The organism is Marinobacter sp. (assembly GCF_044799475.1).
In the GTDB taxonomy this organism is placed as follows: domain Bacteria; phylum Pseudomonadota; class Gammaproteobacteria; order Pseudomonadales; family Oleiphilaceae; genus Marinobacter.
Genome location: NZ_CP085217.1, coordinates 328,860 through 353,709 on the forward strand (window position 1 = coordinate 328,860; position 24,850 = coordinate 353,709).

General features: G+C 58.2%; 20 protein-coding genes and 1 other RNA gene. 7 read left to right on the forward strand and 14 right to left on the reverse strand.

Features of this window, described 5'->3' with window-relative positions:
• Positions 1-2 precede the first annotated feature (2 nt).
• The 3 genes from glmM to ftsH all read right to left on the reverse strand — a co-directional run bounded on the left by glmM (position 3) and on the right by ftsH (position 4,234).
• Positions 3-1,346 carry a phosphoglucosamine mutase gene (gene glmM, locus LG327_RS01480; protein WP_404365040.1) on the reverse strand — a complete coding sequence of 448 codons (1,344 nt, stop codon included), beginning with the start codon at positions 1,344-1,346 and terminating at the stop codon, positions 3-5.
• Complete coding sequence (folP, locus tag LG327_RS01485) at positions 1,343-2,176, reverse strand: dihydropteroate synthase (RefSeq protein ID WP_404365041.1); 834 nt, start codon at positions 2,174-2,176, stop codon at positions 1,343-1,345. Before folP ends, glmM begins: the two co-directional genes overlap by 4 nt.
• A gap of 108 nt (positions 2,177-2,284) precedes the next feature.
• Positions 2,285-4,234 (reverse strand): ATP-dependent zinc metalloprotease FtsH, encoded by a 1,950-nt coding sequence (gene ftsH, locus LG327_RS01490; protein WP_404365042.1) that lies wholly within the window; start codon positions 4,232-4,234, stop codon positions 2,285-2,287.
• 486 nt (positions 4,235-4,720) lie between these two features.
• On the opposite strand from ftsH, the gene yhbY reads away from it, so the two are divergent.
• The gene (gene yhbY / locus LG327_RS01495) at positions 4,721-5,032 is read left to right on the forward strand and encodes a ribosome assembly RNA-binding protein YhbY (RefSeq protein WP_404365043.1); all 312 of its coding nucleotides are present in this window, start codon (positions 4,721-4,723) and stop codon (positions 5,030-5,032) included.
• A gap of 87 nt (positions 5,033-5,119) precedes the next feature.
• On the opposite strand, the gene greA is transcribed toward yhbY, so the two are convergent.
• From greA to grpE, 7 genes are all read right to left on the reverse strand, one after another.
• Positions 5,120-5,599 (reverse strand): transcription elongation factor GreA, encoded by a 480-nt coding sequence (greA, locus tag LG327_RS01500; protein WP_404365044.1) that lies wholly within the window; start codon positions 5,597-5,599, stop codon positions 5,120-5,122.
• A gap of 5 nt (positions 5,600-5,604) precedes the next feature.
• Positions 5,605-8,820 carry a carbamoyl-phosphate synthase large subunit gene (gene carB, locus LG327_RS01505; protein ID WP_404365045.1) on the reverse strand — a complete coding sequence of 1,072 codons (3,216 nt, stop codon included), beginning with the start codon at positions 8,818-8,820 and terminating at the stop codon, positions 5,605-5,607.
• Positions 8,821-8,892: 72 nt separating this feature from the next.
• Positions 8,893-10,023 carry a glutamine-hydrolyzing carbamoyl-phosphate synthase small subunit gene (gene carA, locus LG327_RS01510; protein ID WP_404365047.1) on the reverse strand — a complete coding sequence of 377 codons (1,131 nt, stop codon included), beginning with the start codon at positions 10,021-10,023 and terminating at the stop codon, positions 8,893-8,895.
• A gap of 207 nt (positions 10,024-10,230) precedes the next feature.
• On the reverse strand, positions 10,231-11,034 hold the full coding sequence (gene dapB, locus LG327_RS01515; RefSeq protein ID WP_404365049.1) for a 4-hydroxy-tetrahydrodipicolinate reductase: 804 nt from the start codon (positions 11,032-11,034) through the stop codon (positions 10,231-10,233).
• Positions 11,035-11,042: 8 nt separating this feature from the next.
• Positions 11,043-12,173 carry a molecular chaperone DnaJ gene (gene dnaJ / locus LG327_RS01520; RefSeq protein ID WP_404365051.1) on the reverse strand — a complete coding sequence of 377 codons (1,131 nt, stop codon included), beginning with the start codon at positions 12,171-12,173 and terminating at the stop codon, positions 11,043-11,045.
• Positions 12,174-12,290: 117 nt separating this feature from the next.
• The gene (gene dnaK / locus LG327_RS01525; protein WP_404365053.1) at positions 12,291-14,210 is read right to left on the reverse strand and encodes a molecular chaperone DnaK; all 1,920 of its coding nucleotides are present in this window, start codon (positions 14,208-14,210) and stop codon (positions 12,291-12,293) included.
• Positions 14,211-14,326: 116 nt separating this feature from the next.
• Positions 14,327-14,923 carry a nucleotide exchange factor GrpE gene (grpE, locus tag LG327_RS01530; protein WP_404365055.1) on the reverse strand — a complete coding sequence of 199 codons (597 nt, stop codon included), beginning with the start codon at positions 14,921-14,923 and terminating at the stop codon, positions 14,327-14,329.
• 267 nt (positions 14,924-15,190) lie between these two features.
• Between grpE and recN the strand changes: the two genes are divergently transcribed.
• Entirely contained in the window at positions 15,191-16,870 is a 1,680-nt protein-coding gene (gene recN / locus LG327_RS01535) for a DNA repair protein RecN (RefSeq protein WP_404365057.1), read from the forward strand.
• Positions 16,871-17,004: 134 nt separating this feature from the next.
• Here recN and fur read toward each other — a convergent pair whose 3' ends face one another.
• Positions 17,005-17,415, reverse strand: coding sequence for a ferric iron uptake transcriptional regulator (gene fur / locus LG327_RS01540; protein ID WP_404365058.1), 411 nt, complete (start codon positions 17,413-17,415; stop codon positions 17,005-17,007).
• Positions 17,416-17,536: 121 nt separating this feature from the next.
• Between fur and LG327_RS01545 the strand changes: the two genes are divergently transcribed.
• Entirely contained in the window at positions 17,537-17,863 is a 327-nt protein-coding gene (locus LG327_RS01545) for an outer membrane protein assembly factor BamE (protein WP_404365060.1), read from the forward strand.
• 11 nt (positions 17,864-17,874) lie between these two features.
• Here LG327_RS01545 and LG327_RS01550 read toward each other — a convergent pair whose 3' ends face one another.
• Genes LG327_RS01550 through LG327_RS01560 form a run of 3 tightly spaced genes read right to left on the reverse strand, consistent with a single transcriptional unit; the run spans position 17,875 to position 20,300 of the window.
• The gene (locus LG327_RS01550) at positions 17,875-18,156 is read right to left on the reverse strand and encodes an RnfH family protein (protein WP_404365062.1); all 282 of its coding nucleotides are present in this window, start codon (positions 18,154-18,156) and stop codon (positions 17,875-17,877) included.
• 5 nt (positions 18,157-18,161) lie between these two features.
• Entirely contained in the window at positions 18,162-18,605 is a 444-nt protein-coding gene (locus LG327_RS01555; protein WP_404365064.1) for a type II toxin-antitoxin system RatA family toxin, read from the reverse strand.
• A gap of 18 nt (positions 18,606-18,623) precedes the next feature.
• A complete protein-coding gene (locus LG327_RS01560; RefSeq protein ID WP_404365066.1) occupies positions 18,624-20,300 on the reverse strand; it encodes a sodium-dependent transporter in 1,677 nt (558 codons plus the stop codon).
• Positions 20,301-20,520: 220 nt separating this feature from the next.
• Between LG327_RS01560 and smpB the strand changes: the two genes are divergently transcribed.
• The 4 genes from smpB (at position 20,521) to LG327_RS01580 (ending at position 24,823) form a co-directional block, all read left to right on the forward strand.
• Complete coding sequence (gene smpB, locus LG327_RS01565) at positions 20,521-21,003, forward strand: SsrA-binding protein SmpB (RefSeq protein WP_404365068.1); 483 nt, start codon at positions 20,521-20,523, stop codon at positions 21,001-21,003.
• Positions 21,004-21,164: 161 nt separating this feature from the next.
• Positions 21,165-22,586 carry a wax ester/triacylglycerol synthase family O-acyltransferase gene (locus LG327_RS01570; protein ID WP_404365070.1) on the forward strand — a complete coding sequence of 474 codons (1,422 nt, stop codon included), beginning with the start codon at positions 21,165-21,167 and terminating at the stop codon, positions 22,584-22,586.
• 130 nt (positions 22,587-22,716) lie between these two features.
• Positions 22,717-23,079, forward strand: a transfer-messenger RNA (tmRNA) gene (ssrA, locus tag LG327_RS01575).
• Positions 23,080-23,740: 661 nt separating this feature from the next.
• Positions 23,741-24,823: a hypothetical protein gene (locus LG327_RS01580; protein ID WP_404365072.1), complete on the forward strand. Its 1,083-nt coding sequence runs from the start codon at positions 23,741-23,743 to the stop codon at positions 24,821-24,823.
• Positions 24,824-24,850: the final 27 nt, after the last annotated feature.

A 24,850-nucleotide genomic window follows, 5' to 3' on the forward strand; every position in this document is an offset into this window, starting at 1 on the left:
ATTCACGCCCGTGACTGTGAGACACACCCCGCAAGCTCCTCGGCCACGGCGCGGATCAGCTGCTGGTCTTCGCCTTCCGTCATCACGCGGATCAGGGGCTCAGTGCCAGAGGCTCGAAGCAACACCCTACCAGTATTCCCCAGCCGCTGCTCGGCGTAATCAACGGCTGCTACCAGGTCGGGGCGGCTGAACGGATCAAACCGGTGATCGACCCGGACATTGATCATGGTCTGAGGCAACTTGGTCATCTGACTCCGCAGCTCGCTGAGGGTCTGCCCGGAACGCCAGATTGAAAGCAGCACCTGCAGCGCCGAAACTATGCCGTCACCCGTGGAGGTGCAGTCGCGGATCACAAGGTGGCCAGAGCCTTCGCCGCCCAGCACCCAGCCCTGATGAACGAGACGCTCCATTACATAGCGATCCCCCACCCGGGCCCGCTCAAAAGCAATGCCCTGGTCCTGCAACGCCAGCTCAACGCCAAGGTTGGTCATCAGCGTACCAACAACCCCGCCTTTCAGGGTTCCGGCACGATGACGCTGGGAAGCAATGATGAAGAGAAGCTCGTCCCCATCCACTTCGGAACCGTCCCGGTCAACCATAAGGACCCTGTCACCATCCCCGTCAAAAGCAATACCAAGATCTGCTCCTTGGGTCACAACGGCTTCGCTGAGGCCCTCCAGATGGGTTGAACCAACATTGAGATTGATATTCAGCCCATTCGGATCCGCACCGATTACCGAGACCTCTGCACCCAGCTCCCGAAAAACCTTGGGCGCCACGTTATAGGTGGCGCCGTGGGCGCAGTCCAGGACGATTCGCATGCCCTCGAGAGTGAACTCGTTCGGCACTGTACTTTTGCAGAACTCCACATAGCGGCCGGGAGCATCGTCGATGCGGAACGCCTTGCCAAGCTCGGATGAAGCGCAGACCTCAATCGGCTGGTCCAGCCATCGCTCGATATCTTCCTCCAGGCCGTCATTGAGCTTGGTGCCCTCTGCTGAAAAAAACTTGATACCGTTATCATGATGGGGATTATGGGAGGCACTGATGACAATACCGGCCGAGGCACGGAAAGTGCGGGTCAGGTAGGCAATGGCAGGAGTGGGCATGGGCCCCAGCAGCTTCACATCAACGCCAGCCGCAGACAACCCGGCCTCGAGGGCAGACTCAAACATGTAGCCGGAAAGCCGGGTATCCTTGCCAATCAGGACGCTGTTGCGCTGCCCGTCCCGCTTGAAAGCCTGGCCGGCAGCCCACCCCAGATGCAGCATGAAATCCGGAGTGATGGGCGGCTCCCCAACCCGACCCCGGATCCCATCAGTGCCAAAATACTTGCGTTCGGTCATTGACCAGCTTCCCCCATAGCCGACACCACTCTGACGGCATCGATCGTTTCCCTGACATCGTGGACGCGGATAATGGATGCGCCTTTCATGGCGGCTATTGTCGCCACTGCAAGGCTGGCAGGCAACCTTTCCGATACCTCTCGACCGGTGATCCTGCCCAGCATGCTTTTTCTGGACATCCCGACCATCAGTGGATACCCCAGCGCCCGCAGCTGATCAAGGGACCGGAGAAGCTCCAGGTTATGCTCCAGCGTCTTGCCAAAGCCAAAACCCGGATCCAGCAGTATCCGGCCCGCGGGCAGGCCGGACTGCTCGGCCAGCCGCACCCGCTCCATCAGAAAACCGGTGACTTCCCGCAGCACCCCGGCGTATTCGGGCTGCCTCTGCATGTTATCCGGGGTGCCCTGCATATGCATCAGACATACTGGCACACCACTGCTCACCGCGGCCTCCAGCGCCCCTTCTCTCTGCAGGGCCCTGACGTCATTAATCAAACCCGCTCCAAGGTGAACAGTTTCCCGTATTACCTCGGGCGCACTGGTATCAATGGAAATGGTGGCATCCAGCTCACGGGCAATCGCCTCAACCACCGGACAGACCCTGTCCAGCTCCTCCTGGACCGACACCGCCTGGGCGCCAGGCCGGGTGGACTCTCCTCCGACATCAATGAAGGAGGCCCCGTCGGCCACCATCCGCCGGGCCTGTGCAAGGGCGGCTTCGAGCTGGTTGAACCGGCCTCCATCAGAAAAGGAGTCCGGAGTCACGTTGAGCACACCCATTACATGGCAATGGGACATATCAAGGCGGCGACCGCCGAAGTCGATCTGCATGACTTTTTCCGGGTTGTATGCAGCCTGGCTGCTGTTTACTGGAACGAAAACGCCGCCCGGGCGGGCGGCGTTTTCTTCAGCCTGTCACCTGACCCACGTCAGCCCGGATCAGTGCTCCCCGGCGGGGCGACCTACGCCGCCAGACTGCCTGCCGTCTTCTGATTCATCACGGGACGGCGACTCATCGCCAGAGCCCCCGACCGAACTGCCACCACCGGTGCCCCTGTCGCTCCAGCCCTTGGGCGGACGCGGCGTCCTGCCTTCCATGATGTCGTCGATCTGGTGACGGTCGATGGTTTCATACTTCATGAGTGTATCAGCCATCACATCGAGCTTGTCCCGGTTTTCAGTCAGCATCTTTCTGGCTTTCTCATAACAGGTGTCGATGATATTCCGTACTTCTTCATCGATACGCTGTGCCGTTTCCGGTGAGTGGGCACTGTGGTGCTGTCCTGCTGACCTGCCGAGAAATGGCTCTTCGCTGTCAGTATCGTACTGCAGCGGACCCAGCTTCTCCGACAGACCCCACTTGGTCACCATGTTGCGGGCCAGCTCAGTTGCCCGCTTGATGTCGTTGGAAGCACCGGTGGTCACGCCTTCGAAGCCGAGAGTCAGTTCTTCCGCAATACGGCCACCAAACAGGCTGCAGATCTGGCTGTCCAGGAACCGCTTGCTGTGACTGTACTTGTCCTCTTCCGGCAGGAACATGGTCACACCCAGGGCGCGGCCCCGCGGGATAATGCTGACCTTGTATACCGGATCATGCTCGGGCATCAGACGGCCGATAATGGCGTGGCCGGACTCATGATAAGCAGTGTTCAATTTCTCTTTTTCATTCATCACCATGGATTTGCGCTCGGCACCCATCATGATCTTGTCTTTCGCCAGCTCAAGCTCTTCCATTGAGACCAGCCGCTGATTCCGACGTGCCGCAAAGAGGGCAGCCTCATTGATCAGATTGGCCAGGTCCGCACCGGAGAAGCCAGGGGTGCCGCGGGCGATGACGCCAGGCTCGATACCGTCAGCCAAAGGCACCTTCTTCATATGGACCTTCAGAATCTGTTCCCGACCCAGAATGTCAGGCAGGCTTACCACCACCTGGCGATCGAACCGGCCGGGGCGCAGCAGCGCGGGATCCAGAACGTCCGGACGGTTGGTGGCCGCGATGACGATGACGCCTTCATTGCCTTCAAACCCGTCCATCTCGACCAGCAACTGGTTCAGGGTCTGCTCACGCTCATCGTGACCGCCACCCATCCCGGCGCCACGGTGGCGACCTACTGCATCTATTTCGTCAATGAATATGATGCAGGGGCTCTGTTTCTTGGCCTGTTCAAACATGTCCCGTACCCGGGAGGCACCCACGCCGACAAACATCTCCACAAAATCCGAACCGGAAATTGAGAAGAATGGCACTTTCGCCTCACCCGCGATGGCCTTGGCCAGCAGGGTTTTACCGGTTCCGGGAGGACCTACCATTAACACGCCCTTGGGAATGCGTCCGCCAAGGCGCTGGAATTTGCTGGGGTCCCGCAGGAAGTCAACAATCTCTTTGACGTCCTCCTTGGCCTCATCAACGCCAGCCACATCACCGAAGGTGGTCTTGATCTGGTCTTCGCTCATCAGGCGGGCTTTGCTTTTGCCGAAGGACATGGGGCCTTTGCCGCCACCACCTCCCTGCATCTGCCGCATGAAGAACACAAACAGGGCTATGATGATCAGGATCGGAAAAGCGGCCACCAGCAATTGCGTCCAGATGCTCTGGCGCTCCGGTTCCTTGCCAACGACTGTGACGTCATTGGCCAGAAGATCGTCCATCAGCTTGTTGTCCGGGACCTGGGGGCGGACCGTTTCAAACCGCGAATTATCTGTTCGCGTCCCCTCGATCGTGAGGCCGTCAATAGTGACCTGACGCACCTGTCCCTGTTGTACCATTTCTACAAACTGGGAATAATTAACCTGCTGACCGGTCGTTGTGGGTTGGAAATTCTGAAACACCATCAGCAGCACGGCGGCTATTATCAGCCAAAGAACCAGATTTTTTGCCATATCGTTCAAGGATCATCACCTGTGAATTGAAAGGTCGCTTGTCAGGCGAACCTCTGTAGACACCTTACACTAATTGTACGCCCGTCCACCAGAAACAGCCTGGTCCAGCGCCAGTCCAACCAGCCCCATGCCCCTGGAGATATCTGCTCCAGCATTCCACCCATATTGGGCGCCATATCTGAAATTACAACGTCTGCGCGCCAGACGCCCGGAAAATCCGCCAGGTATTCCAGCACCGCCCACCGGAGCGGGAGATGTTTTATGAGACCTATTGACACGGGCCTGGTCAAAATGTTCCCCGAGCCAGAGTTCGCCCGACTCTGAAGGGTGCCGGGAGAGCTCCTTTTCGCTTCACCGGTCGGGGAATAGCTCTCCCGGTAGGTGGTTTTGGCGATTAATCGCAGCGCGGAACCTGATACAATCAGCGCATTATATGTCGCGACTCAGCCAGAGACCGCAGGCATTGATTAATTACCGCCATTGAGAGAATGCATTATGAGCCTGTCGCCTGAACAGCGTCGCGAATACCGCGGCATTGCCCACCACCTGAAACCGGTCATCATCATTGGCGACAAGGGCCTCACCGAAGGTCTGCAGCAGGAGCTGGAACGCGCCCTCAACGACCACGAGCTGATCAAGATCAAGGTTGCAAGCCCGGACCGGGAGCAGCGACAGGAAGCCATCGAGGCTCTCTGCGAGGCATCCGGCGCCAGGCTGGTGCAGACCATTGGCAAGATCGCGGTGATCATGCGGCGGGCCGCCAAGCCCAATCCCAAGCTGTCCAACCTTCACCGTTTCAGCAAGTAAACTGGCCTCAGATTCACCGCGTCTCGAGCGCCAACCAGATAAAAAAGCCGGCCCAACAACTGGGCCGGCTTCTGGGTCAGCAGCCCCTCAGATGTGCTCCACAGCCTCTATCTCGTATTCCACCGTGCCCGAAGGCACACGAATCGCCACCACATCCCCCTCGCTCTTGCCAATCAGGGCCCGGGCAATGGGTGAAGATACCGACAGTTTGCCGGCCTTGATGTCGGCCTCATCTTCACCACAGATCTGGTAGCTCACCTGTTCCTCGGTATCGACGTTGAACAGCCGCACGGTGACGCCAAAAATCACCTTTCCGGTGTTTTCAATACTGGCAACATCAATGACCTGGGCGACTGACAGTTTGCTCTCGATTTCCTGGATGCGGCCCTCCATGAAACTCTGCTGCTCACGGGCTGCGTGATACTCGGCATTTTCCTTGAGATCGCCGTGTTCGCGGGCATCGGCGATAGCCTGAATCACCTTCGGGCGTTCCACTGACTTGAGCTGTTTGAGCTCTTCTCTCAGCCTGGCTTCACCACTGACCGTCATGGGTACTCGGGTAGTCATATCCTTTATTTCCCTGCGTGCAGTTCCTGGAGACGGCGCACCGTCCGCTCAGGACCAAATTTGATCGCCCGGCAGAAGGCATCGCCTCCAGCCAGCGTTGTCGTATAGGTAACCTTGTGGCGCAGGGCCGACTGACGTATCTGCGCCGAGTCCGAGATGGCCTTGCGACCTTCGGTGGTATTTATGATCAGCTGCACCTGGCCATTCTTGATGGCATCCACAATATGGGGCCGGCCTTCGCGTACCTTGTTCACGCGTTCTACTTCGATTCCGGCCTCACGCAGTACCTTTACAGTACCGGTTGTGGCAAGCAGGCGGAAGCCTGCTGCGACCAGATCCCGTCCAACCCTGACCGCCCCTTCCTTGTCCACATCGCGGACCGAAATGAAGGCTGTGCCGCCAGTGGGCAGACGCTCGCCTGCGGCCATTGCCGCCTTGGCAAAGGCCTCATCAAAGCTGTCACCAATGCCCATCACCTCGCCCGTGGACTTCATCTCCGGACCCAGGATGGGGTCCACCGCCGGGAACTTGTTGAACGGGAACACGGATTCCTTCACGGCGTAGTAGCTCGGCACGATTTCCTTCGTGAAGCCCTGGTCCGCCAGGGAGGTGCCCGCCATGCAGCGCGCGCCTATGCGGGCCAGGGAGACACCTATGGCCTTGGACACGAAGGGCACGGTGCGTGATGCCCTGGGGTTCACCTCGATCACGTAGACCTTCTCATCCTGCCAGGCCAGCTGGACATTCATCAGGCCGACCACGTTCAGTTCCAGTGCCATTTTGCGGACCACATCCCGCATTTCGTCCTGCACGGCGGCGGGCAGCGAATAGGGCGGCAGGGAGCAGGCGGAATCGCCTGAGTGCACCCCGGCCTGTTCTATGTGCTGCATGATGCCGCCGATGACCACCTGCTGTCCGTCACAGACAGCGTCTATGTCCACTTCGATGGCGGCATTGAGGAAGTGATCCAGCAGCACCGGGCTGTCGTTGGACACCAGCACGGCGTTGCGCATGTAGCGCACCAGCTCCTGCTCGTCGTAGACGATTTCCATGGCCCGGCCGCCCAGTACGTAGGAGGGGCGCACCACCAGCGGGTAGCCGATCTCGCGGGCGGCAATGATGCCTTCCTCGTGGCTGCGCACGGTGGCGTTCTCCGGCTGCAGCAGGTCCAGCTTCTGGATCATGTGCTGGAACCTTTCCCGGTCCTCGGCCCGGTCGATGGCGTCCGGGCTGGTGCCGATGATGGGCACGCCGGCGGCTTCCAGGCCCCGGGCCAGCTTGAGCGGGGTCTGGCCGCCGTACTGGACGATCACGCCCTTCGGCTTTTCGACGTGGATGATTTCCAGCACGTCTTCCAGGGTGATGGGCTCGAAGTACAGCCGGTCGGAGGTGTCGTAGTCGGTGGACACGGTCTCCGGGTTGCAGTTGATCATGATGGTCTCATAGCCATCCTCGCGCATGGCGAGGGCGGCGTGGACGCAGCAGTAGTCGAATTCGATGCCCTGGCCGATGCGGTTGGGGCCGCCACCGATGACCACGATCTTGTCCCGGTCGGTGGGTGCGGCCTCGCACTCCTCTTCGTAGCTGGAGTACATGTAGGCGGTGGAGGAGGCAAACTCGGCGGCGCAGGTGTCCACCCGCTTGTAGACCGGGCGGATGCCCAGGTCGTGGCGCAGCCTGCGCATCTCGGCTTCGGGCACCCCGACCAGTTTTGCCAGACGGCCGTCGGAGAAGCCCTTGCGCTTGAGGCGGAACAGGCTGGCGTGATCCAGGCTGTCCCGGCCATCGATCCTGAGCTTCGCTTCCTCGCGGATCAGGTCCTCGATCTGCACCAGGTACCAAGGGTCCACTCTGGTGTGCTGGAACACCTCGTCCACGGTCATGCCGCGGCGGAAGGCGTCGCCTATGTACCAGATGCGCTCGGCGCCGGGGACGTTGAGTTCCCGGATCAGGGTGTCCTGGCCGTCGGCGGTGGTGAGGTCGACCATTTCCTCGAAGCCCTCGGAGCCCACTTCCAGGCCACGGAGGGCTTTCTGGAGGGATTCCTGGAAGGTGCGGCCGATGGCCATGACCTCACCCACCGATTTCATCTGGGTGGTCAGACGGGCGTCGGCCTGGGGGAACTTCTCGAAGGTGAACCGCGGGATCTTGGTGACCACGTAGTCGATGGACGGCTCGAACGAGGCCGGGGTGGTGCCGCCGGTGATGTCGTTCTGCAGTTCGTCCAGGGTGTAGCCCACCGCCAGCTTGGCGGCCACTTTCGCAATGGGGAAGCCGGTGGCCTTGGAGGCCAGCGCGGAGGAGCGGGACACCCTGGGGTTCATCTCGATCACCACCATGCGCCCAGTGTCCGGGTTGATGCCGAACTGGACGTTGGAGCCGCCGGTTTCGACGCCTATCTCACGCAGCACCGCCAGTGAGGCGTTGCGCATGATCTGGTATTCCCGGTCGGTCAGGGTCTGGGCCGGGGCCACGGTGATGGAGTCGCCGGTGTGCACGCCCATGGCATCGAAGTTCTCGATGGCGCAGACGATGATGCAGTTGTCCTTGCGGTCCCGCACCACTTCCATTTCATATTCTTTCCAGCCGATCAGGGATTCGTCGATCAGCAGTTCCCGGGTGGGGGACAGATCCAGACCCCGGTTGCAGATTTCCTCGAATTCGTCCCGGTTGTAGGCGATGCCGCCGCCGGAGCCGCCCATGGTGAAGGAGGGCCGGATGATGCAGGGGAAGCCGATGCTGTCCAGCACCTGAAAGGCTTCTTCCATGGAGTGGGCCATGGCGGCCCGGGGGCATTCCAGGCCGATGGACTTCATGGCCTGGTCGAAGCGTTCCCGGTCCTCGGCCTTGTCGATGGTGTCGGCATTGGCGCCGATCATTTCCACCCCGTGCTCCGCCAGCACACCGTGCTTCTCGAGATCCAGCGCGCAGTTCAGGGCGGTCTGGCCGCCCATGGTGGGCAGCAGGGCATCGGGTTTCTCGCGCTCGATGATCCGGGCCACGGTTTCCCAGGTGATCGGCTCGATGTAGGTGGCGTCCGCCATGACCGGGTCGGTCATGATGGTGGCGGGGTTGGAGTTCACCAGGATCACCCGGTAACCCTCTTCCCGCAGGGCCTTGCAGGCCTGGGCCCCGGAGTAGTCGAACTCGCACGCCTGGCCTATGACGATGGGGCCGGCACCCAGGATCAGGATGCTTTTGATGTCGGTACGTTTTGGCATTTCGTTGTAAACCTGTCAGCAACTTTTAAAGTTCGTGCAGCGCAAAACGCGGCTCTGGGATGGGGCCCCTTTTCAGGCGGCCCGCTCTTCCATCAGTCGGATAAATTGATCAAACAGGGGCGACACGTCATTGGGACCGGGGCTGGCTTCCGGGTGACCCTGGAAGCTGAACGCCGGCCTGTCGGTGCGCCGGATGCCCTGAAGAGTGCCGTCAAACAGCGACTTGTGGGTGGCCTTGAGGTTATCCGGCAGGGTTTCCTCATCCACTGCAAAACCGTGGTTCTGGCTGGTGATCATGACGGTTCCGTCTTCGGTGTTCTGGACCGGATGGTTGGCACCATGGTGGCCATGTCCCATCTTTACCGTGTTCGCACCACTGGCCAGAGCCAGCAGCTGGTGACCCAGACAGATGCCAAACAACGGGATATCGGTTTTCAGAACTTCCTGGATCGCCTTGATGGCGTAGTCACAGGGCTCCGGGTCACCCGGACCGTTGGAAAGGAAAACACCGTCCGGCGACATTGCCAGCACTTCCGAGGCGGGGGTGGTGGGAGGAACCACAGTGACGTCGCAGCCCCTGGAGGTCAGCATTCTCAGGATGTTCAGTTTGATGCCGTAGTCCCAGGCAACCACTTTGAAGCGGCCTTTGCCATTCTCTCCGTACCCTTTCTCCAGATCCCACTCGGTCTGATTCCAGTGCCACACGCTTTTCGCGCCAGCCTCTTTCGCAAGATCCATGCCTTTCAGGCCGGGGAAGGACCGGGCAACTTCAAGCGCCCTCTCTGGCGTGACACCAGCGCCGGCAACAATGGCTCCACTCTGGGAACCTTTTTCCCGCAAGAGTCTGGTCAGGCGTCTGGTATCAATATCGGCTATCCCGATCACGTTATTGTCACGCAGATACTGATCAAGGGGCATCTGGCTGCGCCAGTTGCTGGGCATCAACGGCAGATCCCTGATCACAAGGCCTGCCGCCTGGATCCTGTCGGACTCCACATCTTCCTGGTTTACGCCGGTGTTGCCGATGTGAGGATAGGTCAGGGTGACAATCTGGCGGGAATAGGACGGGTCTGTCAGGATTTCCTGGTAACCGGTCATCGCCGTATTGAAGACGACCTCGCCACTGGTCTCGCCTTCGGCGCCGATGGCGATACCATGGAAAAGACTTCCATCTGCGAGTGCAAGGATTGCTGGTGTACTCAAGGCTTGTATCCTCATCGAATGGCGAATTCTGCGAACGGGAACGCAAGCGCAAATTCAGGTCGCAAAAAAGCGAGAGGGAGCTGTTCACTCCGTCCCGCTTCATGTTGCCAGCTTTCTCAGGCTACGCTTGGTGCAGTTAAAGCGCCTTATTGTAAAAAATAAGGCGCTCTGTGTCCATGACAAAAGGCCGGCAGGCGTCTACCTGCACTATTTCAGTGCCAGCACATCCTGCATGTCGTAAAGGCCGGCAGGTTTTCCAGCCAGCCATTGCGCTGCCCGCATGGCACCTTTTGCAAATGTCATCCGGCTGCTCGCCTTGTGGGTAATCTCAATACGCTCACCAATACCGGCAAACAGAACCGTGTGATCACCCACCACATCCCCGGCCCGGATGGTCTCAAAGCCGATCTCGGTGCGGGACCGCTCACCGGTAAAGCCCTCCCTGCCATAAACAGCACATTCCCGCAGATCACGACCAAGCGCGGCGGCAACAACCTCACCCATCCGAAGAGCTGTACCCGAGGGCGCATCCTTCTTGTGGCGGTGGTGGGCCTCGATGATCTCGATATCATAATCATCGCCAAGGACTTTCGCTGCGGTCTTCAGGAGATTGAGCGCCACATTGACCCCCACACTCATGTTGGGGGCAAAGACCACCGGCACGGACTTTGCGGCCTTTTCCACCTGCGCCTTCTCGACGTCGGTGAGCCCGGTGGTGCCAATCACCATCTGCTTGCCATGGGCCTCGCAGATCGCCAGGTTATCAAGGGTCAGGTCGGGGAAGGTGAAATCCACCAGCACATCAAAGTCTTCCAGAACATCATCAAGGTTCCCGGCGACTGCGACGCCCAGTCGGCCCACTCCTGCCATTTCTCCAGCATCAACCCCGATAAGCGAACTGTCCGGATGCACTATGGCAGCACCCAGGGTCGCGCCTTCCGAATCCTGCACGGCTTCAATCAGAACCTTTCCCATCCGGCCTGCAGCGCCGGTAATCGCGACCCGTATCATGGCTGTCCTCAGAACTTCATTTCATCGAAAAAGCTTTTTACACCTTCGAACCAGGATGATTTCTTCGGCCCGTGGTTGCCACTGCCGGATCCGCTGAGCGTATCCTGAAACTCCTCGAGCAACTCTTTCTGTCGTTTGGTGAGGTTCACCGGAGTTTCAACCGTTACACGACACAGCAGGTCCCCGGGCGGGCCGCCTCGCACCGGGCTGACACCCTTGTTGCGAAGCCGGAAAAGTTTTCCGGTCTGAGTCTCGGGTGGGATTCTCAGCTTTATCCTGCCATCCAGGGTAGGCACTTCCAGCTCACCGCCAAGAGCAGCATCGACAATACTGATGGGAACCTCGCAGTACAGATTGCGACCGTCACGGGTGAAGATGGAGTGCTCCCGCACAGCAATCTGGACGTATAGGTCCCCGGGCGGACCACCATCAACCCCCATTTCGCCTTCCCCTGACAGCCGGATGCGGTCTCCGGTATCAACCCCCGGGGGCACCTTGACGGACAGGGTTTTCTGCTCCTCGACGCGACCCGCACCATGGCAGATCCTGCATGGATTCTTGATGACCTTGCCGGCGCCGCGACAGCTCGGACAGGCCTGCTGTACCGTAAAGAAGCCCTGCTGCATCCTGACCTGGCCCATGCCGTTACAGGTGCCGCAGGATTCAGGGCGGGAACCCTTTTCTGCACCGCTTCCGTCACAAGCCTCACATTCAACGTGGCCCGGAACCCGGATTTTAACGGTTGTACCCTTCACCGCCTCTTCCAGATCAAGCTCCAGGGTATAACGCAGGTCCGCACCCCGCGTGGTACGGCCACGACCACCGCCGCCCCCGAAGATGTCGCCGAAAACGTCACCAAAAATATCAGAGAAGCTTCCGCCCCCGCCACCAAACCCACCACCGCCGGCCTGACCATCAACGCCGGCATGACCAAACTGGTCGTAGGCACTGCGCTTGCCAGCATCCGTCAGCACTTCGTAGGCTTCGCTAGCCTCCTTGAACTTGTTTTCGGCATCGGCATCATCCGGATTACGGTCAGGGTGATACTTCATCGCAAGCTTGCGATAGGCTCGCTTGATCTCTTTTTCATCTACATCCCGGGCAACCCCGAGAACCTCGTAATAATCACGCTTGGCCATGCTAAAAACCCTGTTTCAGGCCCCTGCTTGAGAGACTTACAACCATTATCTTTATACGGAAAAAACGCGGGGAGATGCCTCCCCGCGTTTTGGTAAACGATAAACCAGCGCGGTATTTTAGCGCTTATCTTCGTCTTTTACTTCCTCAAATTCAGCATCGACGGCTTCTTCGCCGGATTTACCGGCTTCTTCGCCCCCGGCCTGCTGGCCAGCTTCACCCTGCTCGGCATACATCTTCTGAGCAAGCTCTGAAGAGGCCTCCGTCAGCTTTTTGGTCTTTTCCTCGATGGTTTCCTTGTCACTGCCTTCCAGGGCTTCTTCCAGCTCCTTGATGGACGCCTCGATGGACTCTTTCTCGCTGTCACTGACCTTGTCGCCAGCTTCGCTCAGGGTCTTGCGCACGGCATGGACCATGGCATCGCCCTGGTTACGGGTCTGGACAAGCTCCTCGAACCTGCGATCTTCTTCCGCATTGGCCTCGGCATCCTGGACCATTTTTTCGATCTCTTCCTCGTTCAGACCGGAAGAGGCCTTGATCACGATGGACTGCTCCTTGCCTGTGGCCTTGTCCTTCGCGGACACGTGAAGAATACCATTGGCATCGATATCAAAAGTGACCTCGATCTGCGGTACACCACGGGAAGCCGGCGGAATGTCGGCGAGGTCAAACCGGCCCAGCGACTTGTTCTGGCTCGCCTGCTTGCGCTCGCCCTGGACCACGTGGATGGTCACGGCTGTCTGATTATCTTCCGCTGTGGAGAAGGTCTGCGACTTCTTTGTGGGGATCGTAGTGTTCTTCTCGATCACCGGCGTTGCCACGCCGCCCATGGTCTCGATGCCCAGAGTCAGCGGAGTAACATCCAGAAGCAGCACGTCCTTGACGTGGCCAGACAGCACGGCAGCCTGGATGGCAGCACCCACCGCAACCGCTTCGTCAGGGTTGACGTCCTTGCGCGCATCCTTGCCAAAGAAGGCCTTGACCTTTTCCTGCACCAGCGGCATGCGGGTCTGACCGCCGACCAGGATAACCTCGTCGATATCCGCGGACTTTACGCCTGAATCCGCCAGCGCCACCTTGCAGGGCTCAATGCTGCGATCAACAAGTTCTTCCACCAGTGATTCGAGCTTGGCACGGGTAACCTTCACATTCATGTGCTTGGGACCGCTTGCGTCCGCGGTTACATAGGGCAGATTCACATCGGTCTGCTGGCTGGTGGAGAGCTCAATCTTGGCCTTCTCGGCAGCCTCTTTCAGACGCTGCATTGCCAGGGAGTCGCCGCGCAGGTCGATGCCGCTGTCCTTCTTGAACTGGTCCGCCAGGTACTCGATGAGCTTCATGTCGAAGTCTTCACCGCCCAGGAAGGTGTCACCGTTGGTGGCCAGAACCTCAAACTGGTGCTCGCCATCCACATCGGCAATTTCGATGATGGAAATATCGAAAGTACCACCACCCAGGTCATAGACAGCCACGGTGCGGTCACCGGTTTTCTTGTCCATGCCATAGGCCAGGGCAGCGGCAGTCGGCTCGTTGATGATGCGCTTGACGTCGAGACCGGCGATCTTGCCGGCGTCCTTGGTGGCCTGACGCTGACTGTCGTTGAAGTAGGCCGGAACGGTGATGACCGCCTCAGTCACTTTCTCGCCAAGATAGTCCTCAGCGGTCTTCTTCATTTTCTTCAGGATTTCCGCGGACACCTGGGGCGGAGCCATTTTCTCGCCCTTCACTTCAACCCAGGCATCCCCATTGTCAGCCTTGCTGATCTTGTAAGGCACCATTTTGATGTCTTTCTGGACCACACTGTCCTCAAAACGGCGACCGATCAGACGCTTGATCGCATAGAGGGTATTATGGGGATTGGTCACCGCCTGTCGCTTGGCTGACTGGCCAACCAGGGTTTCGCCGTCTTCAGTGTAAGCAACAATCGACGGTGTTGTGCGATCGCCTTCCGCGTTTTCAATAACTTTTACCTTGTCACCATCCATGATGGCTACGCAGGAGTTGGTCGTTCCCAGGTCGATGCCTATAATCTTACTCATTGATTCGCTCCAATTCGTTTGTTCAATCCGGTTTTGGCAGAGTCGTTTTTCTCACCGACTTTTGCTGGCCGGCGTGCCATCTGTTAACAGCCTATATTGGCGCCCTGCTCTGCTTTTCAAGCCTGCTCATCGATTTTTGGTGAGTCGCCGGCCTTGGCTACGACCACCATGGCCGGGCGCACCAGCCGGTCATTCAGGGTGTAACCCTTCTGGACCACAGCCACCACACTGTTGGGCTCGGCATCCGGCGCCGGCACCATGGACATGGCTTCGTGTTTCTGCGGATCGAAAGGCTCTCCCACAGGATTCAGCTGTGCCACATTGAACTTGTGGAGGCTGTTCATGAACAGGCTCAGTGTCATCTCCACGCCTTCACGGATGGATGCCACCAGTTCACCTTCACCCTCATGACCTTCAGTGCTTTCAACAGCCTTTTCCAGGCTATCCGCTACCGGGAGCAGTTCCCGCACAAACTTCTCAAGGGCAAATTTGTGCGCCTTTTCAACGTCGATTTCCGCACGGCGGCGAACATTCTGCATTTCCGCCTGAGAGCGCAGAACCTGCTCCTGAAGCTCTTTCGACTTCTCCCGCAGGCCGGCCACCTCGTCCGTCTCTTTCTGCTCGCCAGCTGCGGAGGCCTCGACGGCAGCTTCCACCCCCTGCTCTTTCAGCTCTTCTTCACTGTGCTCTTTGCGATGTTCGTCAGCGCTCATGAACCACTCCTGCTAAATCATGGACGCCCGGCCGCTGGACCGGGCCTTATTCAGAAACCTGCACAGCGATATGGGGACAGCACATCCGGTTTCAACCATCAGCCGGACACATTCACCGGGATTGCAAAGACAGAAAACACTGTATATATTCACATGCACTGTATAAATTAACAGCTACAACGCCAGAAACAGGAACAGGAACAGGAACAAGCGTCCGTCGCTGTAATTTCTGCCACCCGGTTACCGATGCCATGCAAGGAGGTCTGAATGCTCACCCAGCTGATCGTATCCAATTACGCCATTGCCGAGCGGGTTGAACTCCAGTTTGGCCCGGGCATGACCGCTCTGACCGGGGAAACCGGCGCCGGCAAATCCATCGTTCTCGATGCCCTGGCTCTGGTGATGGGCGGGCGGGGTGATGCCGGGGGCGTTCGACATGGCGCCAAGCGCGCCGATATAACCGCCACCTTCGATATTTCCCGGATACCGGCAGCGGCGGAGTGGCTGGGGAAGAACGAACTTGACGACGATGCCGACTGTCTTCTGCGCCGGGTAATCAGCCGGGACGGCCGCTCCCGGGCATATATTAACGGCCAGCCCTGCCCCCTTACCCACCTCCGTGAACTGGGCAGCCTGCTCATGGAAATTCACAGCCAGCATCAGCATCAGTCCCTGCTTCAGAAGGATACCCACCGCAAACTGCTCGACGAATTTGCAGGCGCAGAGGCTCTGGCAGACCGCACACGGGCCGCCTGGAAAACCTGGCAAAAAACCAGGCAGCGACTCACCGAGCGACAGCAGAACGCGGACGAAAATGAAGCAAAGCTCCAGCTGCTTCGCTATCAGGTGGAGGAGCTTGACCGCCTGGACCTTCAGACTGATGAAAAAGCCCGACTGGAGGAAGAGCAGGAACAGCTCAGCCATGCCGAGGATGTCATGGTGCGGAGCCAGCAGGCCGCGCTGCTCTGTACCGAGGACGAGACCAGTGCCGCAGGCCTGCTCAGGCAGGCCCTGAATCAACTGGAGCAGTTGCCGGTGGAAGTGCCTGCCCTGGCCGACACACTACAGATGCTCAACGAGGCCCACATCCAGGTAACAGAAGCCGGGGACAATCTGCGGCACTTTGTCGAGGATTACCAGGCGGATCCGCAGCGGCTGAATGAGGTTGAAGAACGGCTCAGCGCAATTTATCAGCTGGCCCGCAAACACAGGATCCAGCCTGAAGAACTGCAGGAATTTCATCAGCGCCTGACGGAGGAGCTCGCCTCACTGGACCAGGGTGAAGGCAGCGCCGAACAGCTGGAGATCGATCTCGGAACCCATCTGGCCGAGTATCAGTCTCTCGCGAACGAACTCTCCGCAATCCGGGAGAAAGCTGCGGCTGAACTCGACCAGCGGGTGGCGTCAGAGCTTGTTCACCTCAGCATGCCAGCCGTGCAGTTCATCACTCACCTGAACCAGACTGCGTCCGGTGAGCCGGCGTCGAACGGCAATGAAGATATTGAATTCCTGGTCAGCGCCAACCCGGGTCAGCCTGCAAGGCCTCTCGCCAGGGTTGCCTCCGGTGGCGAGCTGTCACGGATCAGTCTTGCGATTCAGGTGGTCGTCGCCCAGACATCCACTACCCCCACTCTGGTATTCGATGAAGTGGACGTGGGTATCGGGGGCGGAACGGCAGAGGTGGTGGGCCAGCTCCTGCGGTCTCTGGGAGCAGACGGCCAGGTGCTTTGTGTTACTCACCTGCCCCAGGTCGCCGCCCAGTGCCACCAGCACCTTTTTGTCAGCAAGTTCACGGCAGAAGACTCAACATTCTCGCAGATAGAAGCCCTGGACGATGATGGTCGCGTCAGCGAGGTTGCACGGATGCTGGGAGGAGTGAACATGACAGACCAGACGCTGGCTCATGCCCGCGAGATGTTCAGCAAGGGCCAGGCGACCCACCACTGACTGAAATGGCAATGCAAATGACAGAACTCCCCTCTCGACCCTGAGAGCTTTCCGGGCAGACCCATGGTCTGCCCTTTTTTATTTCATTTCCCGCCATCTATTACCTGGCAGAATCCGAAGGCCGACCCGCCGGATCAGGACTTCAGCGGCTTCACGTAAAGAATCAGGCTGTGATCCACGATTTCGTAGCCATGCTCTTCGGCGATTTTCTGCTGCCGTTCTTCGATGATCGAATCGTAAAACTCAATCACCTCACCGCTCTGGGTGCAAACCATGTGATCATGATGATCATCTCCGGCCATCTCGAAGACGGCATGGCCGCCTTCGAAATTGTGGCGCAGAACCAGCCCTGCGGCTTCAAACTGGGTCAGCACCCGGTAAACGGTGGCGAGACCTACGTCATCACCCTGCTCCAGCAGTTTTTTGTAGACGTCTTCCGCACTCAGGTGATGCTCCCGGGCATTTTCCAGAATGTTGAAGATTTTGACCCGCGGCAGGGTGACTTTCAGCCCGACTTTGCGCAATTCGGCGTTTTCAGATGACATGTTGCTTTTCACTCTTTGGTGTACCATCAGCTTCCGGTATCATGGAACTGTTCGTTCGCGGCCAGACCGTGCCACACCTGCCTCTGGCAGGCGATTTCAAGATAGAGGATTTCCCCCACCGATGCAAAAGCTTGCGGCCTTGATGCTCGTTACACTTCTCGCTGGCTGTGCCTTCCCCGGCGTTTACAAAATAAATGTCCAGCAGGGGAACATCCTCTCGGAAGAAGAGCTGACACAGCTGCAACCGGGAATGACCCGCGACCAGATTCACTCGGTGCTCGGCTCCCCAATCATGCTTAATCCGGTCGACCCGTCCCGCGAGTATTACATCTACACCTTCCAGAAAAGTGGCGGAGACATCCTCGAACAGCGGATCATTGTATACTACGAGGCCGACAGGTTTGATCACTATGAAGCCCAGCTCCTTGAAGAAACTCCGGCTTACTGAGCGGCTCTCAGTCAGGACGCCTTTTTCTTCGCTCTGTTCAGTCTCGCCTGCTTCGGATCGATTTTCAGAGGCCGGTAGAGTTCCACCCGGTCGCCGTCCCTCAGGGGGTGGCTCTGGGGCGTCTTGATAACCTTTCCGAATATGCCCATGTCGATGGTCTCCGGATCAATTTCGGGAAATACATCGGTAATCCCGGACTGCAGAACGGCCTCTTTTGCGCTTGTGCCTTCTGGCACATCCAGCGCCAGTATCTTCTGTTTTTCCGGGGTAGCGTAGGCAACCTCAATCTTCATCCGCATCACCTCTGACGGCTGTATACGTCATCTGCCCGCCTGCAGAATGCATCAACCATGGTATTGGCTGCCTGACTGAATACCGGTCCGAACGTCATGCGGGAAAGGGTTCCGGAAAATTCGAACTCAAGCCTCAGTACCACCTTGCAGGCCTTCTCATCCAGCGGCTGAAAGTCCCAGCGGCCCCGCAGATTCTGGAAAGGTCCGTCGATCAACTTCATGTCGATGGAACTTGGCGCTATGAGGTCGTTCCGGGTGGTGAGGCGGTGGCGTATTCCGCCGCGGGCAACCTCGAGGGATGCGGTCAGCTCCGAGCCTCCGTGCTGATGCACTTCCGCACCGGCGCACCAGGGCAGAAACTCCGGATAACGGGCAATGTCATTGACGAGTGCAAACATGCGCTCTGCCGAATGCATCACAAGTGCGCTCTTGTCTATCTGATGGGCCATGAACTATCGGTTTCCTGCTCACTGTTCCCGGTTATGGGATACTGAAAATTCATCACGCACTATGGTAACGGATTTCCGATTCGGTTGGAGCCTCTTCCACCGGCTGCCGCTGGAAGTCCCGTCCGGGCTGCGCGGAACTTCTGGAGTCGTCACCAGGCTCCTGCGGGGGGGGGAGTCGGGAACCCCCGGCTGGTACCCATCCCTCGCTCCCGGCCAGGGCTCAGGGCCCGGAGTTGGAGCTGGTAGCGCTGGCGGCACCAGGGGAAACAGGGGCCGCGCATCACACCAGATGGCGGGCTGGTCGCTGTCACAGAGATCGGCAAGGGACGACCAGGCATACTGACCACCGATATAGAGCACCACAAAAGGCAGAATTACCCGCAGTACCCAGAACCAGACCCCCGCGATCGACCGGTGGGCCCGCCCGATCAGCCCGAACGCCCGGATTTTTCCCACTTTCCACCCGATGAAGACGGCCAGTGCCACACTGACCAGAGGAATGAGCAACCCGCTGGCCAACAGCTCGACCCAACGGAAAATGGTGCCATTCTGAAAGGTCTGTTCCGACCAGATGTTGAAGGAAAAGAGAGTTCCCAGCCCCGCAAGCCAGGCGGCTGAACCCATGATTATCACAGACCAGCCCCGTGGTGCGCCCGTCCACTCGCGAAACCAGGCAACCACGGGCTCAAGGAGCGCAAGGGAAGTTGTCCAGGCTACAAGCAGGATCGCAGTAAAGCAGGCGGTTGCGACAAACTGGCTGCCAGGTGCATCCGCGAGACTTGCTGGCAGGGCAAGAAAAACCAGCCCAAACCCCTGCTCGGACACATTCCCACCCCCCCGGAGTATCAGCGAGAAAATTACCAGACCGGCAATAATGGCAATAAGCGTGTCCATGAGGGCAACAGCAAAAACGGAGCGTTTGAGGGGTGTAATCCGCGGCATGTAGGCACCGAAAATGACCCACACGCCCATGCCAAGCCCCAGGGTATAAAAGGCGTGCGTCAGCGCTGCCCGGAGACTCTGCCAGGTCATATCCTCCGGCCGGAGGCCCAGCATGTAATCGGACGCTTCCTGGAGCCTGCCAAAGTGATAGCCGTAAAACAGCAGCGCCAGCAGAAGCAGCAGAAAGCCGGGCACAACCAGGCGAAACGCCCGCTCAAGACCGTCCGCCACTCCCTGCAGCGAAACTGCGCCCACCAGGCCCAGAAAAGCCACATGCCAGGCCATGAAATCCCGGTACTCGGATGGGTCCTCAACCAGTTCCAGCAGCGCCCTGCCAATTTCCGCCTCCGAAGCCCCCACAAACAGGCCGAATGCCCCATAAAAGACATAGGCCAGACAGATGGCTCCGATGACAGCCGTGAACGACAGTACAAGGAATCCAGCCAGCGCACTGAGGCGACCGACCCAGACCCACCATCTGGACGCCCCTGCGTCCCTTGCCAGTCCGTCCATGGCGAGCACAATCCCGTGCCGGGCATGACGGCCGACGGCTGTCTCGGTGAGCATCAGGGGTAGAGTGATAACCAGCAGGCATGCCAGGTAAAGCAGAACAAAAAGTCCCCCCCCGTTCTCACCTGCCAGGGCGGGAAATTTCCAGAGGTTGCTCAGACCGACCGTTGCCCCTGTCGCAGCCCAGAAAAAAGTGGAGCGCCTGGTCCAGGAGCCCATTGCTGTTTCATAGGGGGTAGACATTCATCGTCCTGACAAAGATTGAGCCTGTATTGTAGACCAAAGGCGGAACACCGTTAATTGCCTGATCCTGCTGATTTCGTGACCGGCCCGACGGTCCTGCGCTACAATGCCCGTTTTGGTGCGGCGGCGACCATGATTCGCCAGGACGTACAGCCTCCGGCCAGAAGTCAGCGGCGGTATTAAAGACTTCAAATCAACACAGGGTTTACATCAGGCTTCCATGAGCAAGAAAAAACCGGGCACTCCCAGCAGTACCATTGCGCTGAACAAAAAAGCCAAGCACGAGTACCACATCGAGGACCGCTACGAAGCCGGCCTGGTGCTGCTTGGCTGGGAGGTAAAATCCCTCAGGGCGGGCAAGGGCCAGCTCACCGACGCCTATGTACTTCTGAAAGATGGCGAGGCCTTCCTCCTTGGCGCCCATATCATGCCGCTGACGGCCACCTCCACCCACGTAATTGCTGACCCGACACGGACCCGTAAACTTCTGCTGCACGAAAAGGAACTGGCAAAGATAATCGGCGCAGTGAGTCAGGCGGGACGTACCTGCATACCCCTCGCACTTTACTGGAAGGGCAACAAGGTCAAGTGCGAGATTGCTCTGGTCACGGGCAAGAAGCAGTTTGACAAGCGGGCGACCGAGAAAGAGCGGGACTGGAACCGGCAGAAACAGCGCATCCTCCGGGGCGCCAACACTTCCTGATCAACTGCTGAACAGCGTAAATATGTAGCATCTGCATTCTCTTTTGCCCGCGGCGCAACAGGTCTATACTGTTCTTCTCGGGTGAGCCAGCTTTCCTGCCGCAGGGGCTTCCATGAAATGCGCGACTCATCCTCTCGCTCATGGAATGATGGGAGGAAAATGTGACCTTTTCAGCCGTACGCATGTCAGCCGTGGATCGCTCCTGGCTACGAATGGAATCTTCCGAAAACCCGATGATGATTGCCGGCGTTCTGGTTTTTGAACAGCCCATACCACTGGCGCGGCTCAAACGTGTGCTCTCGGAGAGGTTTCTGGTCTTCCGGCGATTCAGGCAGTGCGTCGTCAATCGTAACGGCCGGACAGCCTGGCGTGACGATCCCCTGTTCGACCTGGACAACCATGTCCATGTGACCGGGCTGCCGGGCAATGGGGACAAAAATGAGCTTCAGCGCCTGACCAGCGATCTCAACAGCACACCGCTCAACAGCGAACGCCCCCTCTGGCAGATCCATTATGTCGACCAGTTTGATGGCGGCTGCGCCCTGATCGTTCGCATCCACCACTGCATTGCAGATGGCATTTCCCTGGTACGGGTACTGCTCTCTCTCACTGATGAGACCCCGGAGGACAAGGTCCATCAACTCCCGCCGGCATCACGCTTCCGCGCCGAGCCCAAAAGCGGCCTGGCGCGCCTGGTGAGCCGCGCAATCGAATACAAACAGACCTCCCTGGATCAGCTACGGCTGTTCAGGGATTCGGTCAGGAAGGAGCCGGGCTACCCGCTGAAGCTTGCAAACACCGCCGGGGCCATTGCTCTGGAGTGTCTCAAGCTGGGGCTCACACCCGCTGAACCTGAGACTGGCCTGAAGAAGCCCCTCACCGGTCGCAAGCAGGTGGCATGGGCGGAGCCCCTCGACCTGCAGGAGGTCAGGACGTGCGCCCGGATTCTCGGTGGAACGGTCAACGATGTACTCATGGCGGCGGCAGCCGGCGCACTGAACCGGCATTTCCATGCCATTGACGAGCCCATTCCGGAATCCGGCCTGCGGGTGGCGGTTCCCTTCAACCTCAGGTCTTTGCGGGAGCCGGTAGGCTCTCTTGGAAACCGGTTTGGGCTCGTCCTGGTAACATTACCGGTGGATGTAAACTGCCCCCTCATGCGGTTCCACCAGGTTCAGGAGTACATGAACCGCCTCAAGCGCTCTTACCAGGCCCAGGTGACATACAGTCTCCTTGATATTTTTGGCCGTGGGCCGGATGTTCTTGAGCGCCGGGCGCTGGGACTGCTCAGCAAAAAAGCCTCCGCCGTGCTGACCAACGTGCCGGGGCCCCGGAAACCGGTTTATCTGGCAGGGTCCAGGCTCAAACAGCCCATGTTCTGGGTGCCCCAGACTGGCGATATAGGCGTTGGGCTCAGCATCTTCAGTTACGCCGGCACGGTGCAATTCGGCATCACCATGGACAAGGGCGTCCACGCGGACCCGAACGCGGTTATGGAGTATTTCCGCGAGAGCTTCAACGAATTGCGAGACAGCGCCTTCGAAATCGGCAACCGGAAGGAAAACAGAGTGGCAGCGGTCTAGAAAAGCTCCGGAGGATGCAGAATCCGGACCGAAAAACAGCGCGTAGTGGTTTTTACGAACACGAAATGTACAAATCAGAAGGCTTTACACCTTGTAGTCGAGGGAGCAGGACGCATATACTTTGTTGTGAGGGGACGACATGGCTTCGACGCCGGTGACGAACCCTTGGGTGCATGTCGAGATGGCAGCGAATCTCGTTAATCCAAAGCTGCAACTAATAGTCGCAAACGACGATAACTACTCACTAGCAGCGTAAGCTGCTAGTCGTCCTGACCGAGGCACCTGTAACTCGGAAGCTACATCTCAGGACGTCATCGCTTACAGGTTGCTCTGTTAGTCAGAGTTCACTGACTAACAGCTAAGATTAAAGAACTCGCCTCTTACACCCTGACCTTCGGGTCGTTTGAGGTTAAATTAATAGAAGGAAGCTAAGCATGTAGATCTCAAGGCAGAGTGCTGGCGGACGCGGGTTCAATTCCCGCCGTCTCCACCAAATTGCTGACCCTAAAGGCCCAATAAAACATTGTTTTATTGGGCCTTTTTAATTTATGGGATGTCAGAATTCCAGATAGCCTTTAATTTTCACCAATCTATCTTTTATAAATAAAATCAGCTACTTAAAAATTCTGATACGCCGGATCTGCCACACTATTTTTCCCAGCTAGCGACTCGTTACACTAACAGCGATATTCTGTCGTGATGAGCATTACCATGTTGAAAATGCTTGTGTCACGGGGACGGATTAACACAGACGCGGGAAGTGTCAGCCTGGGCAGGGTGCCGAGAAGATGAACAGTCTGCGTTGAACGTGCCAAACTGCAACAGAACTGAAAAACATCCCGACGGCTTTATCTATCTGATTCGGATCAATATGACTATGAGAACCCGGCTGTTAGACCGAGACTTATTTTCAGCTAAGCCCTGGCGGTTATATTCGAATGCACGATGAAACCAGAACTACCCAGCAAACAGCCAGTACCGATGCAGCTCGACTGAATCGCCATTGTTACTGCATTACGCTTGATCAGGACGCTCTCAACTCAAGCATTCACGACCAATTTTCGGCTACCGGCATCGGTTTCCCAGCAACAGCAATCCCGGAACTCGATCAGTTCTTCTCGCACACAGCCGTTTTCGTCCCCACAGCTGACATTATGACAATGGAGAGAACGGTCCAGGGGATTGAGTCAGCAAGCAGGATGCCTTCTTACCTGACAGAAGTCCTCTCCTGGGCCCCGGGTATCGCACAGTTCGATCCCGGCCCTCTCGGGGTATTTATGGGCTATGACTTTCACCTTGGGCCCGCAGGTCCTCAATTAATCGAGATCAACACCAACGCCGGCGGAGCTTTCCTTAATGCCATGCTGGCCCGTGCCCAGCGTCGATGTTGCCAGCCAGCCCAATCCTCCCCCGCAAAAAACCCTGCGATGGACAGGTTCGATGATGCGGTGTTGGACATGTTCAGGCACGAATGGCAAAGGCAGCGTACAGATTCAATACCCCAGCGACTGGCCATTGTGGACGACGCCCCGAAGAGTCAGTTCATGTTTCCGGAATTCCAGCTGGCCCAGCAACTTCTTTCAGCCCGGGGAGTGGATACGCTGATCCTTGATCCTGCCGAACTCGCGTACGCCAATGGCGAGCTGACCGCTGAAGGGCAACGCATCGACATGGTTTACAACAGGCTGGTGGACTTCGCGCTGGAGGCCCCGCGCCATGCAGCGTTAAGACATGCGTATCTCGACGGCTCGGTCGTCGTGACGCCCAACCCGAGAGTACATGCGGTGCTGGCCGACAAACGAAACCTGACCCTCCTGTCGGACTCAAAGTTATTGCGCGAATGGGACCTGGACAGGGAAAGTTCGGATTTGCTGGAAAAAGCAGTGCCAAAGGCCAGGCTGGTTTCCAGGGACGACGCGGCTGAGTTGTGGCGTGATCGCCGCGGACTCTTCTTCAAGCCCGTTGCAGGCCATGGCAGCAAGGGGGTCTACCGGGGTGACAAATTGACTCGCCGCGTTTTCGAAAACATTCTCGAGGGCGATTATATAGCGCAGGACCTCGTTGCCCCGGGGGAGCGAGGCCTCAAGATTGATGGCACGGTAACCACCGGAAAGGTCGATATCCGCCTGTACACCTATGGTGGGACAACGCTGCTTGCCGCGGCCCGCATCTACAAAGGCCAGACCACCAACTTTCGAACGGCGGGGGGCGGATTTGCCCCCATCTTTCAGGTATGAACAGGGAGGGTTTGCCTGCTCTCGCAC

Coding starts and splice junctions, on each gene's coding strand:
- yhbY (WP_404365043.1), top strand. CDS start 4,721: ATGAGCCTGTCGCCTGAACAGCGTCGCGAATACCGCGGCATTGCCCAC.
- LG327_RS01555 (WP_404365064.1), bottom strand. CDS start 18,605: ATGGCCCATCAGATAGACAAGAGCGCACTTGTGATGCATTCGGCAGAG.
- folP (WP_404365041.1), bottom strand. CDS start 2,176: ATGCAGATCGACTTCGGCGGTCGCCGCCTTGATATGTCCCATTGCCAT.
- smpB (WP_404365068.1), top strand. CDS start 20,521: ATGAGCAAGAAAAAACCGGGCACTCCCAGCAGTACCATTGCGCTGAAC.
- fur (WP_404365058.1), bottom strand. CDS start 17,415: ATGTCATCTGAAAACGCCGAATTGCGCAAAGTCGGGCTGAAAGTCACC.
- dapB (WP_404365049.1), bottom strand. CDS start 11,034: ATGATACGGGTCGCGATTACCGGCGCTGCAGGCCGGATGGGAAAGGTT.
- glmM (WP_404365040.1), bottom strand. CDS start 1,346: ATGACCGAACGCAAGTATTTTGGCACTGATGGGATCCGGGGTCGGGTT.
- grpE (WP_404365055.1), bottom strand. CDS start 14,923: ATGAGCGCTGACGAACATCGCAAAGAGCACAGTGAAGAAGAGCTGAAA.
- recN (WP_404365057.1), top strand. CDS start 15,191: ATGCTCACCCAGCTGATCGTATCCAATTACGCCATTGCCGAGCGGGTT.
- greA (WP_404365044.1), bottom strand. CDS start 5,599: ATGACTACCCGAGTACCCATGACGGTCAGTGGTGAAGCCAGGCTGAGA.
- LG327_RS01560 (WP_404365066.1), bottom strand. CDS start 20,300: ATGTCTACCCCCTATGAAACAGCAATGGGCTCCTGGACCAGGCGCTCC.
- LG327_RS01580 (WP_404365072.1), top strand. CDS start 23,741: ATGACAATGGAGAGAACGGTCCAGGGGATTGAGTCAGCAAGCAGGATG.
- carB (WP_404365045.1), bottom strand. CDS start 8,820: ATGCCAAAACGTACCGACATCAAAAGCATCCTGATCCTGGGTGCCGGC.
- LG327_RS01545 (WP_404365060.1), top strand. CDS start 17,537: ATGCAAAAGCTTGCGGCCTTGATGCTCGTTACACTTCTCGCTGGCTGT.
- dnaJ (WP_404365051.1), bottom strand. CDS start 12,173: ATGGCCAAGCGTGATTATTACGAGGTTCTCGGGGTTGCCCGGGATGTA.
- LG327_RS01550 (WP_404365062.1), bottom strand. CDS start 18,156: ATGAAGATTGAGGTTGCCTACGCTACCCCGGAAAAACAGAAGATACTG.
- dnaK (WP_404365053.1), bottom strand. CDS start 14,210: ATGAGTAAGATTATAGGCATCGACCTGGGAACGACCAACTCCTGCGTA.